Consider the following 16,211-nt stretch of genomic DNA (forward strand, 5'->3'; position numbering starts at 1 on the left):
GCCACAGACATTCCTGAAAAGAAACCCCCTCGCCAGCTCTATCAGCTTGGGTGTTAACGCCTGGGACCCGGTCTGGCAATAGTGACTCTAATGAAAGTCTCGAGAGCTGATTGGCAGCGACTGTATCAGGTGACTCAGGTCTGACAGTTTTCCGGCCATGACGTGAACAATCTCTCCCTCTCTTTCCAGAATGCCTTTTACGTGCAACAGCCGTGCGGTGAGTAACGGTTTGCGTTGGCGTCGGGCGGTTTCCAGCCAGACGACGACGTTTACGTTGCCGGTTTCGTCTTCCAGGGTTACGAAGGTAACGCCGGAGGCGGAGCCGGGGCGTTGGCGGCCGGTGACCAGGCCGGCTACCTGGACCGGGAGGCCGGTTTTGGTGGTTTTGAGTTGTTCTGCGCTGAGGCAGAGTTGTAAGTGCCCCTGTGCTTTAAGCAAGGCCAGTGGGTGGCGTTCAAGGCTCAGTCCCTGGCTGTTGTAGTCAGCAAACAGGTTCTGGCCTTCGGTGGGCTCTGGTAGCTGGCTGCAGGTATCTGGCTGGTAGCTTTCGTTGTCGTTTTCGGCAGCCGCAAAAAGCCGGGTGGGTTTTTCCTGTTCCAGTAACTGCCAGTAGGCCTGGTGTCGGTTTTGGGCAAAGCCGGTCATGGCGTTGGCGCCCGCCAGTAATTCCATCTCACGCTGGTTGAGGGCTGCCAGATTGCGCGTTTCAGCGGCTGATCTGTAGCCGGATTCCGGGCGTTGCTGGCACAGGCGATTGGCGGCGCTTTCGGGGAAGCCGCGGATGATTCTCAGGCCCAGGCGCAGTTTGTGGTCGGGGCCTTCCAGTGTGTGTTCCCACAGGCTGTGGTTTATATCCGGCGGTAGTATGGCAACGTTATGGCGTCTGGCGTCTTGTATCAGTTGTGAAGGGGAATAAAACCCCATGGGCTGGCTGTTGAGCAGGGCGCAGTAGAAGGTTGCTGGGTAATGGCGTTTGATCCAGGCCGATACATAAACAAGCAGAGCAAAGCTGGCGGCGTGGGATTCAGGGAAGCCATAACCGCCAAACCCGCAGATTTGCTGATAGAGGCGTTCAGCAAAATCGGTGCTGTGGCCACGCGCAAGCATGCCGCTGATCAGCTTTTCCCGGAAGGGGGACATGTCGCCATGAACTTTCCAGGCGGCCATGGCCCGGCGGAGCTGGTCTGCCTCACCCGCGGTGAAGCCGGCGGCCACCATTGCCAGTTTAATAACCTGTTCCTGAAAGATCGGGACGCCAAGGGTGCGTTCCAGCACACTCCGGACGGCATCGTTCGGGTAGTTCACAGCTTCCAGGCCGTGCTTCCGGCGCAGGTAAGGGTGCACCATGTCGCCTTGAATCGGGCCGGGGCGGACGATGGCAACTTCAATCACCAGGTCGTAAAAAGTTTCCGGTTTCAGTCTGGGCAGCATGTTCATCTGGGCGCGGGACTCTATCTGGAATACGCCGATGCTGTCGCCTGTTTGCAGCATGTTGTAGGTGGCCCGGTCTTCCTGGGGAATGTCCTGGATATGAAAAGGCCGGCCTTTCTGTTGGCTGATCAGTGTCAGGGCCTTGCGGATTGCGGTGAGCATGCCCAGGGCGAGCACGTCGACTTTCATCAGGCCCAGGCTTTCCAGGTCGTCCTTGTCCCACTGGATAACAGTGCGGTCGGCCATGGCGGCGTTTTCCACGGGTACCAGTTCAGACAGGGGGCCAGAGCTGATAACAAAGCCGCCCACATGCTGGGACAGATGGCGGGGGAAGCCAAGCAGGGTGTTCACCAGAGTAAAGAACTGGTCGGCCACTTTCGGGTTGCGGGTCAGGCCTTTGTCGAGTATCTGCTGGCGCCAGTTTGTGGATTTGTCGCGCCAGTCGATGCCTTCCAGAAGTTGCTCTACCAGAGCCGGGTCAAACCCGATGGCTTTGCCAACGTCGCGGATGGCACTGCGCGGGCGGTAACGGATAACGGTTGCCGCCAATGCTGCCCGCTCCCGGGTGTATCGCTGGTATATGTACTGAATCACTTCTTCCCGACGCTCGTGTTCAAAGTCCACGTCAATATCCGGTGGCTCGTTCCGGTCTTTGGAGATAAAACGCTCAAACAGCAGGTCTGTCTGGGCCGGGTTTACTTCGGTAATACCCAGGCAATAGCACACCGCTGAGTTGGCGGCAGAGCCCCGGCCCTGGCACAGAATGCCGCGGCTGCGGGCAAAGTCGACGATGTCGTGGATGGTGAGAAAGTAGTGTTCGTACTGCATCTCTGAAATCAGCCCAAGCTCTTTGCGGATCAGGGCCTGAACAGGCAGGGGCGTGCCTTTAGGGTAACGCTTTCGTTCGCCTTTCCGGGTTATCCGCTCCAGATAACCCGCGGGGCTTTCCTCTTGCGGAACAAGGTCCGGAGGGTATTCGTAGCGCAGGCTGCCGGGTTCAAAAGTACACTGCCGGGCAATCTGTACAGACTCTTTCAGCCAGGCTTCGGGAAACAGCCGTTGTAACACCTTTAGCGGACGCAGGTAGCGTTCACCGTTCTGAAACAGGCAGTGGCCGGCATTTTCGAGGGTGGTGTGGTTGCGCAAGGCGGTGAGTACATCCTGCAGAGGCTGACGCTGTCGGCTGTGCATGTGCACTTCACCTGTGGCCGTAACCGGGCAGTTCAGGTGATCAGAGAGCCAGTGAATCCGGGCCAGTTGTTGCTCTTCGGAAGATTCCAGAGTGCGGGCTGCAGCAATCCAGAGGCGGTGTTCGAACAGTCTGAGTAACCATTCACCGCAGGCCAGAGCCTGTTCTGCTTCAGCCTCGGCAGTTGAGGGCGGTAACCACAGGCACAGACAGTCATCCAGAGCGTGTTGTTCCATATCATCAGAAAAAAGCTGGTACTGACCTTTTTCTGCACGACGCCGGGCGGTGGTAATAAGTCGGCAAAGCTGACCATAGCCCTTGCGGGTGCGAGCCAGAAGAATAAACCTGGGAAGGCTGGCGCCGGGTGGGTGGTCAGCCAGTTGAAACCAGCTCCCGGTGATCAGCTTTACCGGGCTTTCTTTCAGCGCTGCCCAGGCACGGGGAATGGCCGCTACTGAGCAGACATCGGTTATCGCCAGGGCCGTATACCCAAGTTCTGCCGCACGTTCTGCAAGCTCATGGGGGTGGGATGCTCCGGTCAGAAAGGTGAAGTTACTGAAGCAGAACAGTTCTGCGTAAGTGGGCGTGTGCATCAGCCAAACCATCCATGTATAAACCAGCCGCCCTGTGCATCACGGAATACCCAGGCCAACTGGCCGCTGTTCAGTTGAGCAATGTAATAGTCCCTGTGCACTCGCTGATCATCCCACCAGCCACCGCTGATTCGTTCCGGGCCGCTGAACCAGGCGGCAGGAGGCTCCGACAGGGGGTGCGGACCTTGCAGGAGCCATAAGGGACGAGGAGGGACCTGACTTGTTGTTACCCGGGCGTTACCAGAGTGTGTTCGCCGCACCCCTGTGGTACTCCAGGCCCGTTCGGGCCGATGATCTGCCCTGGTGGTAAGCTGCACCAGGGCGGTATCTCCAAGCCTTGCCTGCAAGCGGCTCATGAGTGTGTGCCAGGCCTCGTTCGTATCCTGGCTTTCACCTAACAGGTCTTGCCCTCCGGGTGCTTCCCGGTCAAGAAACCGCTTAACGGTCAGATACAGAGACACTACCGGGGCTTGCAGAGGCTCTTGTTCAAACCGCAGACCGATGAGGTTGAGAAATGTGCTTGCCCGGTGCTCCGGCCCGGACGTTCGGATGCGCAGACGCGTTGGCTCAGTCTGTCGGTGCTGCAGTACCAGGAGCAGGCAGTCAGTATCCTGTTGGCGCCAGCACAGTTCATTTTCCAGTTCGCAAAGGATGCGCTGTAACGGAAACAGAAGCCCCTGTGAATGTTCAATATCCTGCACAAAATCTGCCTGCTGTCGGAAATGCTGCGGTGGTTGCCAGGGGGACTGGGGGTCAGGTCGGGTGCCCTGTATTTTCTGGATATATTTCAGGGCGTCGGGAGAGAATCGTCGTGCCAGTTCCGCTGGTGGCAAACTGAAAACCTCGCCCAGACGGGTCAGGCCTATGCGTTGCAATCGAGTGCGGGTGCGCTGATCAAACTCCGCTGCGAGCAGGGGCATAGCGGCAAGAACCCGGAGTATCGTGTCTTTGTCGGAGGTGCATTCTCCCTTGCCGTTGCGCGCAATCAGGCGGGCGGCCTGGGGTGTATGGCCAAGGCCTGGCCAGGCGGTCAGCTGCCGCTCATGCAGAACGTCTTCGAGTGTTTGCCACACTGCCTGAAGGCCTCCGTACAGTCGCTGTAAGCTACCGACTTCGGCCAGTAACCCATCTGGCGGAACCAGAACAATGTAGGCTGCATAGCGGTACAGCCAGCGGGCCTGGTCTTCCAGAACCCGGGATTCATACTGTTGGTCTGCTCTGATGATACCCAGATCAGGCGCCAGGCTGATGGCTGTTTTCAGACGCATGCCAACAGCCACTCCCAGGCTTCTGGCAGCGGGGCAGGCCTGCATAACTTTCTGTCCGGAGCCTTCTACAATCACCAGTGCCGAGCTGTTCCCATTGGAACGGTGAATGTGGTCCAGCAGTAGGTGCGGGAAGTGCAGATACAACCAGAGCATGAAATACTTACCTGGCCGATCCGGACCAGGGGCCCTGGAGCACGCAGGCGGGCGTTTGCTGAAGCAGCCCCGCCCGGTGTGCCATGGCAAGAGAGCAGTGCTGACCAGGCCAGCTGCCACGGCGCTTCACCACTTTTACCTTCAGGCCCTGCTGATCGTCAGGTTCCAGCTCGAGGCGCAGGGCGGCCGGAGAGTTCTGTCTGATATGACGGCGTTCACGGAACAGCACACAGACATTGCTGCCGGCCTCTGCCGCTAACTGTAAGCGCCGGACTTCACGGGCTGCCAGCTCTTCAGGCCAGGCCATAACCAGACCGGTGACCGGAGAACGCAGGCAGTTTTCCAGAGTCCACAGAAAGTCGTTCTTGTCTTCAGTGTGAATCAGGACCATCTGGTCCAGGCTGACGTTTTCCCGGGCCAGTGCTGGTGCGTATGGGATATGTGGCGGGTTCAGCCAGAATACAGTCTTACCGGCTTGTGAAAACCTTTGTATCAAGGGGATCAGCAGTTGCAGCTCACCAATGCCAGGGGTGTCCAGCAAACATTCACTCAAAGCTCCGCGGGGCCAGCCCAGGCCTCCGAGCTGATTATCCAGAGCCTGATAACTGGTTGGCTCCGCCACCTGGGTGGTTCTTTTATGCGTGTGTCCCTGCCAGACACGGGCATCCTGTAATAATGTTTCAAGAAGCTCACTCATGGTTTAATCCCGGAATACTGTTTAAATATACAGTATTCCGGTGAGAGGCTGATTTCAAGGTGCTGGTTGATAAAATGTGTAATCAGGGCCATCTTGTATAGTGAACAATGACGGAAAATTCTATATCAGCCCGGAGGTTGTATATGAGTGGACTGACCGAGCAGCGCTGTGAAGTATGTACCTCAGATGCCCCCACAGTGACTGATGAAGAAAAGCGCACTCTGCACAACGAGGTGCAGGACTGGAGCATCACGACAGTTGATGGTGAAGAGCGGTTGCGCCGGGAGTTCAAGTTCCGTAATTTTGCTCAGGCTCTGATATTTACATACAGGGTTGGTGATCTGGCTGAGACCGAAGGCCATCACCCGGTTATCCTTCTGGAATACGGGAAGGCGACTGTCAGCTGGTGGACCCATAAGATTGGAGGGCTGCACAAAAACGATTTTATAATGGCAGCAAGAACCGATACGGTTTACCGTGAAATACAGTAAACCACTTTATTACTGATCATCGTCTTTGCGCTCCTGTGCTTCAAGCTCTGCCTTGCGCTTGCGCACCTTTTCCAGTTTGTCTTTCGGGATGAACATCTTGTTGGCAGATCTCTGAAGCATGAACAGGCTGCCCAGGACCAGGCCTATTGCGCCGATCAGAAAAATCCATCCAATCATTGGCATATCTCAGGCTCCCTTGTTGTCGGAGTGGTTTTGTTTATAGTGGAGTATGACCGTCAGGTTGGCGGAATATTCCACTCCCTGGCACGTAGTATGGCATTGTCTGTCAAAACAGGAGCGCTATCAGGTGGCAAAATTATTACAGATTGATTTTCCGTTCACGGGGCCGTTTGGTTCAGAAATGGCAGAAGCCCTGAAAGGACTCGCAGTTTCCATTACGGAAGAACCGGGCTTTATATGGAAAATCTGGACGGAAAACGCGGCAGAAAAAGAAGCCGGTGGTATTTATCTTTTTGAAACGGAAGAAACTGCCCAGGCCTACCTTGAGAAGCACACGGCAAGGCTGAAAGAGCTTGGCGTTGAAAAGGTCAATGCCAAAATTTTTGATGTGAATGAAGATTTATCGAGGATCACCAAACAGCAATCAAGGAACACGTAAATATGAGCGATCCCACTTATACCCCGCCCAAAGTCTGGAAATGGGAGTCTGCAAGCGGCGGTGCTTTTTCAAATATCAACCGGCCTGTCGCAGGTCCCACTCACGAGAAAGAACTGCCCGTTGGCGACCATCCTTTTCAGCTTTATTCATTGGCTACCCCCAACGGAGTGAAAGCTACGGTTATGCTGGAGGAGTTGCTGGAACTGGGGATCAAAGAGGCTGAATACGACGCCTGGCTTGTCCGTATTCAGGAAGGCGAGCAGTTCGGCAGCGGGTTTGTGGATGTTAACCCTAATTCCAAGATACCGGCGCTGCTGGATCGCACTCAGGCCCCGGCTGTCCGGGTGTTCGAATCTGGCTCCATTCTGCTCTATCTGGCAGAAAAGTTTGGTAAATTTCTGCCTACGGATATAGCGGGCCGTACCGAGACACTTAACTGGCTGTTCTGGCAAATGAGCAGTGCCGCCTTTTTGGGTGGCGGCTTCGGGCATTTCTTTGCTTACGCACCCGAGAAGTATGAGTACCCGATTAACCGCTATACCATGGAGGTCAAGCGGCAGCTGGATGTGCTGGACCGACAGCTAGCTGATAACCCGTATGTTGCGGGTAATGAGTACACCATTGCCGATATGGCCATCTGGCCCTGGTATGGCGCATTGGTGACCAACAAGGTTTACGATGCGGCCGAGTTTCTTGAAGCTCACACCTACACCAACGTCGTGCGGTGGGCTCTGGAGCTCAAAGACCGGCCAGCGGTTCAGCGTGGCCGGATGGTGAATCGCGCCTGGGGTGAGCCCGAAAGTCAGCTTCATGAGCGCCACGACGCGAGCGACTTTGAGCACAAAACCCAGGATAAGCTTGGTGGAAATTCTGAAGGCTCTGTATAAGTGAACGCCTGAGGAGGGAAGCCTCAGGCAATTTTTCGGGCAGCCTCTTCGTGCAGGACTCTTTCAATTTCTTCTGCCGAGAGGTTTTCCTTCTTGAGAACAGCTTTGGCCAGGGCTTCAAGCTGGTCCCGATGGTCTGTCAGAAACTCAATGGTTTCTTTCTCCATTGCCAGGAGTTCTGATTGGATTTCAGCGTCAATCAGCTCTGCCATTTTTTCACTGTATTCCCGGTTTGCTCCCATTTCACGGCCCAGAAATACGTGCTCCTCACCTATGCCGAGCCCTACAGGGCCGATGTTTTCATTCATGCCCCACTGACCAATCATCCGGCGAATCAGTTTGGTAGCTTCTTTGAGATCATTCTGCGCGCCGGTCGTCACCTCTCCGTAGACAATCTTTTCCGCTGAGCGCCCCCCAAGCATCACTTTGATGCGGTCTCTCAGGTAGCTTTCAGAATAGTTGTAGCGGTCCTCTTTCGGTGTCTGTTCAGTAACCCCCATAGCCATGCCGTGGGGGATAATTGTAACCCGGGTGAGAGGGTCGGCTTTGGGCATATAGTAAGCCATAATAGCGTGCCCACTCTCGTGATAAGCCACCACTTCTCTTTCTTCTGGCGATAACCTGGCGTCGCGCTTCTCACCCAGAACAATGCGGTCCCGGGCAATTTCAAAGCACTGGCTCGTGACTTCAGTAAGGTTCTTCCGGGCGGCGGTCAGCGCTGCCTCATTTACCAGGTTTTTCAGGTCGGCACCGGAAAAACCAATGGTACGGGCGGCCAGTTGTTCCAGGTCAACATCTGCTGCCAGGGGAACTTTACGAACGTGCACCGCAAGAATTGCATCACGGGCATCTTTGTGTGGCAGGTCCAGAGTGATCTTGCGATCGAAACGGCCGGGCCGGAGCAGTGCGCTGTCCAGAACATCCGGGCGGTTGGTGGCTGCCAGCACAAGAATGTTCTCGTGGGATTCAAAGCCGTCCATTTCTGTAAGGATCTGGTTCAGAGTCTGCTCTCTTTCGTCATGCCCGCCACCAAAACCCGCTCCCCGGGAACGGCCGATAGCATCCAGCTCATCAATAAACACCAGTGCCGGTGCCTCTTTGCGGGCATTTGCAAACATGTCTCGTACCCTTGAAGCGCCTACACCCACAAACATTTCAATAAACTCTGAGGCGCTTACGCTGAAGAAGGGGACTTCTGCTTCTCCGGCAATAGCGCGGGCAAGCAGTGTTTTCCCTGTCCCCGGAGGGCCCACCAGAAGAACCCCTTTAGGCATGGAGGCACCCAGGGCCCGATACTTGTCCGGAGACTGCAGGAAGTCGATGATCTCTGCAATCTCACGTTTGGCCGACTCTATGCCGGCCACATCGTCCAGTGTCGTTGTAGACGTTTCTTTGACCGCGCGCCGGGCCTTTGAGCGACCGTAATCAAACATGCCGCCGCGCTGGGTCATGCGTTTTTGTGCAGACCCCCAGAACCAGTACATCAGAGCCAGCAATAAAATCCAGGGTAAAAAGCCGCGGATCAGCTCCTGCCACCAGGGGAGCGCTGAAGACTTGGCCCGGATAGTCACGTTGTGCGTATCCAGCAGGGGCAGAAGTTCCGGATCATCCATCGGCGGCCGGGTAGTGCTGAACCCGGGGCTGGAGTTCTGCGATGTGTCCTCAGAGCTGAAAGACGCCCGTCCCTGATCGCTGAACAGACCGGTAATCGTGTCTTCTTTGAGCGTTACCTCGGAAATCTGATCGCTGGTAACAGCTGTTTTGAATTCAGAGTATGCCAGCTCCTGAAGCTTTGGTGTGCTGCTGTCCTGAAGCCATAAAAATGCCAGGAAAATAGCAGCACTGAGCCAGAGAAATGAATATTGTTTGGGTATCTCCGGCTTTTGATTTGCTGGCGGAGTCTGTTTTTCAGGGTTGTTGGGTGTGGTCATTTCGGTCTCCGGTCACCCTCCATGATTTTTGCAACAAAAACAGACTTTCCGTAGGTTTCAAAAGACCATTTCAGGGTATCTGAAAGCACGTTCATTACAGCATCGTACTCACCAAAGATTTCCGTGCTCATGCGGCCGGCGATAACCTCCAGATCTGTTTTTTCCAGCCGGGCAATCAAATCCCGGATAGGCTGTTTGTAATCATCTTTGAGGGGATAGCAGCTCAGCTGTACAGACAAAAACATAAATACCTCCGGTTCTTAATCACGAATCAGTAACCCATGGCGGAAGACGTGCTGCGCCTTGGGTCTGCGCCACCGTATAAAGTGCCGTCCTCTCCCACCATGATACTCTGAATGGCTCCCATAGCCGAATGAGTCACCACCTTATGGCCACGGCTTTCCAGCAGGCGCACTGTATCTCTGCTGATGCCCTGTTCGGTCCGGATTTCATCCGGAAGCCACTGGTGGTGGATGCGGGGTGCGTTGACCGCTGTCTGGATGTTCATGTCATGATCAATCACATTCATCAGTACCTGCAAGGTTGTGGTGATAATGCGCGAACCGCCCGGGCTGCCGGTTACCAGAAAGTTGCGGTCGTCTTTACGCACAATCGTGGGCGACATGGAACTGAGCATGCGTTTGCCCGGTTCCACCTTGTTTGCTTCGCCTCCAGTCAGGCCATAGGCATTGGGTACGCCGGGCTTGGCGCTGAAGTCATCCATTTCGTTATTGAGCAGGAAGCCCGCACCCTGCACAGTAATTCCCGAGCCGTAACTGAAGTTAATGGTATAAGTGTTTGATACGGCATTGCCCCACTTATCAACCACTGAAAAGTGTGTGGTTTCCGGGCTTTCGTAACCCGGGGGCTGACCAGGGCTGATTTCATCTGCCGGGCGGGCTTCGTCCGCTTTGATGCTTTTTCGCAACTCTTCAGCATAGGGTTTGCTGGTCAGGCCCTGCAGCGGCACGTTTACATAATCTGTATCACCCAGGTACTGCGAACGATCAGCGTAGGCCAGCTTCATGGCTTCGGCCATGTAGTGAATGGTGTCAGCCGAGTTATGGCCCAGTTCAGCGATTGGAAAGCCTTCAAGAATGTTCAGTATCTGGACGATGTGCGTGCCGCCGGAGGAGGGCGGTGACATGGAGTAAATGTCGTAGCCCCGGTAGTTCCCGTGCACAGGCGTGCGTACGACCGGTTGATACTCCGCAAGGTCCTGGTGTGTGATCAGACCGCCGTGCCTCTGCATCTCTTCAACAATCAGCTGTGCAGTTTCACCTTCATAAAAACCTTTAACGCCTTTATCTGCTATGCGCTGCAGCGTATCTGCCAGCTCCGGCTGCCGGAAACGCTCACCGGCCTCCCAGGCAGAACCGTCGTCCCTGTAGAAGGTCTTCAGGGTGGCGGGCCAGCGCTGAAGCCTTTCCCGTGCCTGCTCAAGGCCTTCAGTGAAACGCTGCGGGACAATAAAGCCGTCCCGGGCCAGTTTAATGGCAGGTTCCAGTGCCTGTTCCAGGGAGAGAGTGCCGTGCCGGTCCAGGGCCAGAGCAAACCCGGCGACTGTGCCGGGAACGCCGGCCGCCAGATGAGTAAACCGGCTGCGGTTGCGCACCACATTCCCGGCTTCATCCTGATACATGGTTTCAGTGGCCCCTGAAGGGGCTTTTTCCCGGTAGTCGATGGCTTCAGGGGCGGAGCCGTCGCCCTTTGAGATAAGCATAAAACCGCCGCCACCGATGTTGCCGGATCTTGGCTGAGTGACAGCCAGGGCAAACCCGGCAGTAACAGCGGCATCTGTGGCATTGCCGCCTTCCTCTAGTACCTTCAGTGCAACTTCCGTCGCCAGGGTGTGACTGGTTGCGACCATGCCTTGTTGCGCACTGACCGGGTGAAACCGTTCACCCTCAAGAATTGCCTGACCAAAAGCCGGTGTTACAGGAACTGAAAGGCACAGGGCCAGCACCAGGACGTGCAGAGCGCCTGAGCGTCCTGGGAGTCGGGTTTCAGGTGTTTGCGGGTGCGGGGCTCTGTCCATGTCTCCATTCCTCGTTTCTGATGTTCAGATAAGCTATGATAGCGTGTTATTCAATCTGGTGCGTGCCATCACATCTGGTTCTTTTCCGGTTGCTGTCTCCGGCAATGGTTCCCGGCGCACCTGCTTTCCCGTTTGTCAGTTAAGGAAAGGCTTTCATGGAGCACACCTATCGTCTTGTGATTTCCTGCCCCGACCGGGTTGGAATTGTCGCCAAGGTGAGTAATTTTTTGTCGACTTACAATGGCTGGATTACCGAAGCAAGCCACCATTCGGATACCCAGAATAACTGGTTTTTCATGCGTCATGAGATCAAGGCGGAATCAATTCCGTTTGGTCTTGAGCAGTTTCGCACTGCGTTTGCGCCGATTGCCCGGGAATTTGATATGCAATGGCGCATTGCGGATTCTGCCCAGCCCAAAAAAGTGATTCTTATGTGCAGCAAGGAATCCCACTGTGTGGCTGACCTTCTGCATCGCTGGCATAGCAATGAGATGAATGCCGAGATTGTGGCTGTTATCTCCAATCATGATGACTTGCGCCGTATGGTGGAGTGGCATGACATCCCGTATCACCATGTACCGGCCAGCAAAGAAAACCGGGAAGAGGCGTTTGCTCATATCGATGAGCTTTTTGAACGTTATGAAGCCGATGTTGTTGTGCTTGCCCGCTACATGCAAATCCTTCCGGCAGACCTTTGTGCAAAATATTCGGGCAAGGTCATTAATATTCATCACAGCTTCCTGCCGTCTTTTGCCGGGGCGCGCCCCTATCACCAGGCTTACAGCCGCGGGGTAAAGCTCATAGGTGCCACCTGCCATTATGTAACCCAGGATCTTGATGAGGGACCGATCATCGAGCAGGACGTTATCCGCATCAACCACAGCGATACCATCGCCGACATGGTGCGCCTTGGTAAAGATGTTGAAAAAAACGTGCTTGCCCGGGGACTGCGTTCCCATATTGAGGATCGCGTGATCATCTGCGAAAACAAGACAGTGGTGTTTGATTAAGGCTGCTTCACAGGGAGCCCCTGAAAAGGCGCGACTGTGGTAGAATCAGCGGTTTGGTAAAGAATATCTATGGGGCCGGGAAGCGGCCCCCAAACGACTTCCAGCTAACGCAAAGGAACCTTTCTCGATGGGTGAATTAGCCAAAGAGATCCTGCCGGTCAATATTGAAGATGAACTGAGGCAGTCTTACCTGGATTACGCCATGAGCGTGATTATCGGGCGGGCGCTTCCGGATGTGCGGGATGGCCTGAAGCCTGTTCACCGTCGTGTTCTGTTCGCCATGTCCGAACTGAATAACGACTGGAACAAGGCCTACAAGAAATCGGCTCGTGTAGTGGGTGATGTTATTGGTAAATACCATCCCCATGGTGACTCCGCAGTTTACGACACCATTGTTCGTATGGCACAGCCGTTTTCCCTGCGTTATCCCCTGGTAGATGGTCAGGGTAACTTTGGCTCTATTGACGGCGATAATGCGGCCGCCATGCGTTACACCGAAATCCGCATGCGCAAGATTGCCCACTCGCTGCAGGCCGACCTTGAAAAAGAAACCGTCGACTTTGTTGATAACTACGACGGCACAGAGCGTATTCCCGAGGTTATGCCTACCCGGGTTCCCAACCTGCTGGTGAACGGCTCCTCCGGTATCGCCGTGGGTATGGCAACCAATATTCCGCCCCACAACCTGACCGAAGTGGTCAACGGTTGCCTGGCGCTGATTGATAACCCGGATCTTACCTGTGATGAGCTGATGGAGTTTATCCCGGGGCCGGACTTTCCCACTGAAGGTATTATCAACGGCCGTGCCGGTATTGTTGAGGCTTACCGTACCGGCCGCGGCCGTATCTATATCCGCGCCCGTCATGAGATAGAAACCGACAAGAAAACCAACCGTGATGCCGTCATTATTACCGAACTGCCTTACCAGCTGAATAAGGCCCGGTTGATTGAAAAAATTGCCGAGCTGGTTAAAGAGAAGCGCATCGAAGGCATTACCGAACTGCGGGACGAGTCCAACAAGGAAGGGATCCGCATTGTTATTGAGCTGCGTCGTGGCGAAAATCCGGACGTGGTGGTGAACAACCTGTTCAAGCACACGCAGCTTCAGACGGTGTTCGGCATCAACATGGTTGCGTTGATCAATGGCGAGCCGAAAATCCTGAACCTCAAAGACATGCTCGATGCCTTTGTGCGCCATCGCCGGGAAGTTGTAACCCGTCGTACCATCTTTGAGCTGCGTAAAGCGCGCGAGAGGGGCCATATTCTCGAAGGCCTGACCGTTGCACTGGCCAATATCGACGAGATGATCGAGCTGATCAAAGCCTCACCGACCTCTGTCGAAGCCAAAGAAAAGCTGATGGCACAAGGCTGGGCCCCTGGCGATGTTCTGGCCATGCTTGAGCGGGCAGGCGAGGATGCCTGCCGTCCGGACGACCTGCCGGAAATTTACGGACTGCGTGACGGGCTGTATTTCATGTCGCCGGAGCAGACCCAGGCGATTCTGGATATGCGCCTGCATCGCCTGACCGGACTGGAAACCGAAAAGCTCCAGAATGAATACAAGGAAATTCTGGACAAAATCGCCAGCCTGCTGGAAATTCTGGGCGATCCCGAGCGCCTGATGCAGGTTATTCGCGAAGAGCTGGAGGCTGTGGTTGCAGAGTTTGGTGACGAGCGCCTCACGGAAATCACCAGTTCTCAGCGTGACCTGACCGTTGCCGACCTGATTGATGAAGAAGACCTGGTGGTTACCATTTCCCACAGCGGGTATGCCAAAACCCAGGCAGTAGAGGACTACCAGGCACAGCGCCGGGGCGGACGTGGCAGAGCTGCGACGTCTATGAAAGATGAGGATTTTGTTGAGAAGCTGCTGGTGGCAAACTCCCACGACACCATCCTGTGCTTCTCCAACCACGGCAAGGTTTACTGGCTGCGCGTGTTCGAGATTCCCCGTGCCAGCCGTGCCTCCAGGGGCCGACCGATGGTAAACATACTGCCGTTAGATGAAGGTGAGCGGATCACCACCTTCCTGCCGGTCCGGGATTATCCGGAAGATCAGTTTGTGTTGATGGCTACTTCTGGTGGCGTTGTCAAGAAAACACCGTTGCCTAACTTTTCCCGTCCTCGCAGCAGCGGCCTGATTGCCCTGTCACTGGACGAGGGCGATACTCTGATTGGTGCAGCGATCACGGAAGGCGACGCTGAAATCATGCTGTTCTCTTCAGCAGGTAAGGCTGTCCGCTTCAATGAAGAGGCTGTCAGGCCGCTAAGCAGAACCGCCCGCGGGGTACGTGGTATCAGGATGCCTGAGGGGCATCAGGTGGTTTCCCTGATCATTCCCCAGGAAGGTGGCATCATACTGACCGCCAGTGAGAACGGTTACGGCAAGCGTACCGAGCTTGAAGAGTTCCCCACCTATGGTCGTGGCACTCAGGGCGTTATTGCCATGCAGTGCTCCGAGCGTAACGGCGACCTGGTAACAGCGCTACAGCTGTTCGACGGTGATGAAATGATGCTGATTTCCGATAAGGGTACGCTGGTGCGCACGCGCACAGATGAAGTCTCGGTTCTTAGCCGGAATACCCAGGGTGTGCGCTTGATCCGCCTGAGCCAGGAAGATGAACGTCTGGTAGGCGTAGAACGGATAGCCGAAGCTGACGAAGACGAAGATGACGTTGATGTTGACGACGTTGAGGCTGGCAGCGAAAGCGCGTCCGAAGGAGAAGACACAGATAACAGCCCGGAATCGGGAGCTGACGAGGACTGAGTCAGCATCCCCGGGCACCGACACAATCCGCAAGATGTGAGAGACCACAGGATCATGAGCAGGGCGTATAACTTTTGTGCAGGTCCGGCAACCTTGCCGGAAAGTGTGCTGAAACAGGCACGGGATGAAATGCTGGACTGGCGCGGCACCGGCATGTCCGTAATGGAGATGAGCCACCGCAGCGATGCATTTGTTGAAATAGCCGAAACTGCGGAGCGCGATTTTCGTGAATTAGCCGGAATATCAGACGATTATGCCGTACTCTTCATGCAAGGTGGTGCTTCCAGTCAGTTTTCAACCATTCCACTGAACCTGCTGGGGAGTAAAACATCTGCGGATTACGTCAATACAGGCATATGGTCGAAAAAGGCGATTGCAGAAGCGGAGCGCTATGCCAGCGTGAACATCGTTGCCAGTTCGGAAAGCAGCGGTTTCACCAGCATTCCGGACCCGTCTTCCTGGCAGGTAAGCGCTGATGCGGCCTACCTGCATTACACCCCGAACGAGACCATTGGTGGTGTGGAGTTCGACTTTATCCCCGACAGCGGCAGCGCGCCTTTGGTGGCGGACATGTCCTCAACCATTCTGTCGCGCCCGGTTGATGTGTCGAAATTCGGGCTCATCTATGCGGGTGCCCAGAAAAACATCGGCCCTTCCGGCCTGGTTGTCGTGGTCATTCGGAAAGACCTTCTGGGGAAGGCTCGCCAGGAAACGCCAACCATGATGAACTATCAGGTCATCGCGGATCATGGCTCTATGTATAACACTCCGGCCACTTACTCCTGGTACCTTGCCGGTCTGGTGTTCAAATGGCTGAAGGCCCAGGGTGGGGTGAAAGCCATGGGCGAGATTAACCGCCGAAAGGCAGAAAAACTGTATGGGTTCATTGATAATCATGAGTTTTATGCCAACCCGATCGATCCACGTTTCCGCTCATGGATGAACGTACCCTTCACCTTGCAGGACGATGCCCTGAACAGTGCGTTCCTGGAAGGTGCGAACGCCCGGGGATTACTGAATCTGGCCGGGCACCGTTCTGTAGGGGGCATGCGCGCGAGTATTTACAACGCCATGCCCGAAGCGGGTGTGGATGCCCTGATCCAGTACATGGCCGAATTTGCGCAGGAGCGAGGCTGA

At 55.3% G+C, this 16,211-nt stretch carries 13 protein-coding genes; 6 read left to right on the forward strand and 7 right to left on the reverse strand.

The features are described 5' to 3' along the window. Positions 1–87: 87 nt before the first annotated feature. From FFI95_RS06110 to imuA, 3 genes are read right to left on the reverse strand one after another with little or no spacing between them, the layout of a single operon-like run. Complete coding sequence (locus FFI95_RS06110) at positions 88–3,213, reverse strand: error-prone DNA polymerase (protein ID WP_144821556.1); 3,126 nt, start codon at positions 3,211–3,213, stop codon at positions 88–90. Continuing rightward, complete coding sequence (locus tag FFI95_RS06115; RefSeq protein WP_144821557.1) at positions 3,213–4,634, reverse strand: Y-family DNA polymerase; 1,422 nt, start codon at positions 4,632–4,634, stop codon at positions 3,213–3,215. Before FFI95_RS06115 ends, FFI95_RS06110 begins: the two co-directional genes overlap by 1 nt. 7 nt (positions 4,635–4,641) lie before the next feature. Continuing rightward, positions 4,642–5,331 carry a translesion DNA synthesis-associated protein ImuA gene (imuA, locus tag FFI95_RS06120; RefSeq protein ID WP_144821558.1) on the reverse strand — a complete coding sequence of 230 codons (690 nt, stop codon included), beginning with the start codon at positions 5,329–5,331 and terminating at the stop codon, positions 4,642–4,644. A 143-nt stretch (positions 5,332–5,474) separates the two neighbouring features. Between imuA and FFI95_RS06125 the strand changes: the two genes are divergently transcribed. Next, complete coding sequence (locus FFI95_RS06125) at positions 5,475–5,822, forward strand: 4a-hydroxytetrahydrobiopterin dehydratase (protein ID WP_144821559.1); 348 nt, start codon at positions 5,475–5,477, stop codon at positions 5,820–5,822. Positions 5,823–5,831: 9 nt separating this feature from the next. On the opposite strand, the gene FFI95_RS06130 is transcribed toward FFI95_RS06125, so the two are convergent. Continuing rightward, positions 5,832–6,005 carry a DUF2897 family protein gene (locus FFI95_RS06130; protein ID WP_144821560.1) on the reverse strand — a complete coding sequence of 58 codons (174 nt, stop codon included), beginning with the start codon at positions 6,003–6,005 and terminating at the stop codon, positions 5,832–5,834. A gap of 124 nt (positions 6,006–6,129) precedes the next feature. Between FFI95_RS06130 and FFI95_RS06135 the strand changes: the two genes are divergently transcribed. Both FFI95_RS06135 and yghU read left to right on the forward strand, forming a co-directional pair. Next, positions 6,130–6,441: a monooxygenase gene (locus FFI95_RS06135; RefSeq protein ID WP_178974872.1), complete on the forward strand. Its 312-nt coding sequence runs from the start codon at positions 6,130–6,132 to the stop codon at positions 6,439–6,441. Between the two features lie 2 nt (positions 6,442–6,443). Beyond that, entirely contained in the window at positions 6,444–7,328 is an 885-nt protein-coding gene (yghU, locus tag FFI95_RS06140) for a glutathione-dependent disulfide-bond oxidoreductase (protein ID WP_144821562.1), read from the forward strand. Positions 7,329–7,351: 23 nt separating this feature from the next. Here yghU and ftsH read toward each other — a convergent pair whose 3' ends face one another. Genes ftsH through ggt form a run of 3 tightly spaced genes read right to left on the reverse strand, consistent with a single transcriptional unit; the run spans position 7,352 to position 11,297 of the window. Beyond that, on the reverse strand, positions 7,352–9,259 hold the full coding sequence (ftsH, locus tag FFI95_RS06145; RefSeq protein WP_144821563.1) for an ATP-dependent zinc metalloprotease FtsH: 1,908 nt from the start codon (positions 9,257–9,259) through the stop codon (positions 7,352–7,354). Further along, entirely contained in the window at positions 9,256–9,504 is a 249-nt protein-coding gene (locus FFI95_RS06150; protein ID WP_144821564.1) for a hypothetical protein, read from the reverse strand. The genes ftsH and FFI95_RS06150 overlap by 4 nt, the downstream gene beginning before the upstream one ends. 26 nt (positions 9,505–9,530) lie before the next feature. Beyond that, entirely contained in the window at positions 9,531–11,297 is a 1,767-nt protein-coding gene (gene ggt, locus FFI95_RS06155) for a gamma-glutamyltransferase (RefSeq protein WP_144821565.1), read from the reverse strand. 155 nt (positions 11,298–11,452) lie between these two features. Between ggt and purU the strand changes: the two genes are divergently transcribed. The 3 genes from purU to serC all read left to right on the forward strand — a co-directional run bounded on the left by purU (position 11,453) and on the right by serC (position 16,211). Beyond that, positions 11,453–12,307 (forward strand): formyltetrahydrofolate deformylase, encoded by an 855-nt coding sequence (gene purU / locus FFI95_RS06160; RefSeq protein WP_144821566.1) that lies wholly within the window; start codon positions 11,453–11,455, stop codon positions 12,305–12,307. A 127-nt stretch (positions 12,308–12,434) separates the two neighbouring features. After that, positions 12,435–15,074, forward strand: a complete 2,640-nt coding sequence (gene gyrA, locus FFI95_RS06165) for a DNA gyrase subunit A (protein ID WP_144821567.1) — start codon at positions 12,435–12,437, stop codon at positions 15,072–15,074. Positions 15,075–15,128: 54 nt separating this feature from the next. Then, complete coding sequence (gene serC / locus FFI95_RS06170) at positions 15,129–16,211, forward strand: 3-phosphoserine/phosphohydroxythreonine transaminase (protein ID WP_144821568.1); 1,083 nt, start codon at positions 15,129–15,131, stop codon at positions 16,209–16,211.

It is taken from the genome of Marinobacter piscis (assembly GCF_007671655.1).
In the GTDB taxonomy this organism is placed as follows: domain Bacteria; phylum Pseudomonadota; class Gammaproteobacteria; order Pseudomonadales; family Oleiphilaceae; genus Marinobacter; species Marinobacter piscensis.

What these genes read in the sequence shown, in the direction of transcription:
- serC (WP_144821568.1), top strand. Translation starts at nt 15,129, where the DNA reads ATGAGCAGGGCGTATAACTTTTGTGCAGGTCCGGCAACCTTGCCGGAA.
- FFI95_RS06130 (WP_144821560.1), bottom strand. Translation starts at nt 6,005, where the DNA reads ATGCCAATGATTGGATGGATTTTTCTGATCGGCGCAATAGGCCTGGTC.
- yghU (WP_144821562.1), top strand. Translation starts at nt 6,444, where the DNA reads ATGAGCGATCCCACTTATACCCCGCCCAAAGTCTGGAAATGGGAGTCT.
- purU (WP_144821566.1), top strand. Translation starts at nt 11,453, where the DNA reads ATGGAGCACACCTATCGTCTTGTGATTTCCTGCCCCGACCGGGTTGGA.
- imuA (WP_144821558.1), bottom strand. Translation starts at nt 5,331, where the DNA reads ATGAGTGAGCTTCTTGAAACATTATTACAGGATGCCCGTGTCTGGCAG.
- gyrA (WP_144821567.1), top strand. Translation starts at nt 12,435, where the DNA reads ATGGGTGAATTAGCCAAAGAGATCCTGCCGGTCAATATTGAAGATGAA.
- FFI95_RS06110 (WP_144821556.1), bottom strand. Translation starts at nt 3,213, where the DNA reads ATGCACACGCCCACTTACGCAGAACTGTTCTGCTTCAGTAACTTCACC.
- FFI95_RS06125 (WP_144821559.1), top strand. Translation starts at nt 5,475, where the DNA reads ATGAGTGGACTGACCGAGCAGCGCTGTGAAGTATGTACCTCAGATGCC.
- FFI95_RS06150 (WP_144821564.1), bottom strand. Translation starts at nt 9,504, where the DNA reads ATGTTTTTGTCTGTACAGCTGAGCTGCTATCCCCTCAAAGATGATTAC.
- ftsH (WP_144821563.1), bottom strand. Translation starts at nt 9,259, where the DNA reads ATGACCACACCCAACAACCCTGAAAAACAGACTCCGCCAGCAAATCAA.
- FFI95_RS06115 (WP_144821557.1), bottom strand. Translation starts at nt 4,634, where the DNA reads ATGCTCTGGTTGTATCTGCACTTCCCGCACCTACTGCTGGACCACATT.
- ggt (WP_144821565.1), bottom strand. Translation starts at nt 11,297, where the DNA reads ATGGACAGAGCCCCGCACCCGCAAACACCTGAAACCCGACTCCCAGGA.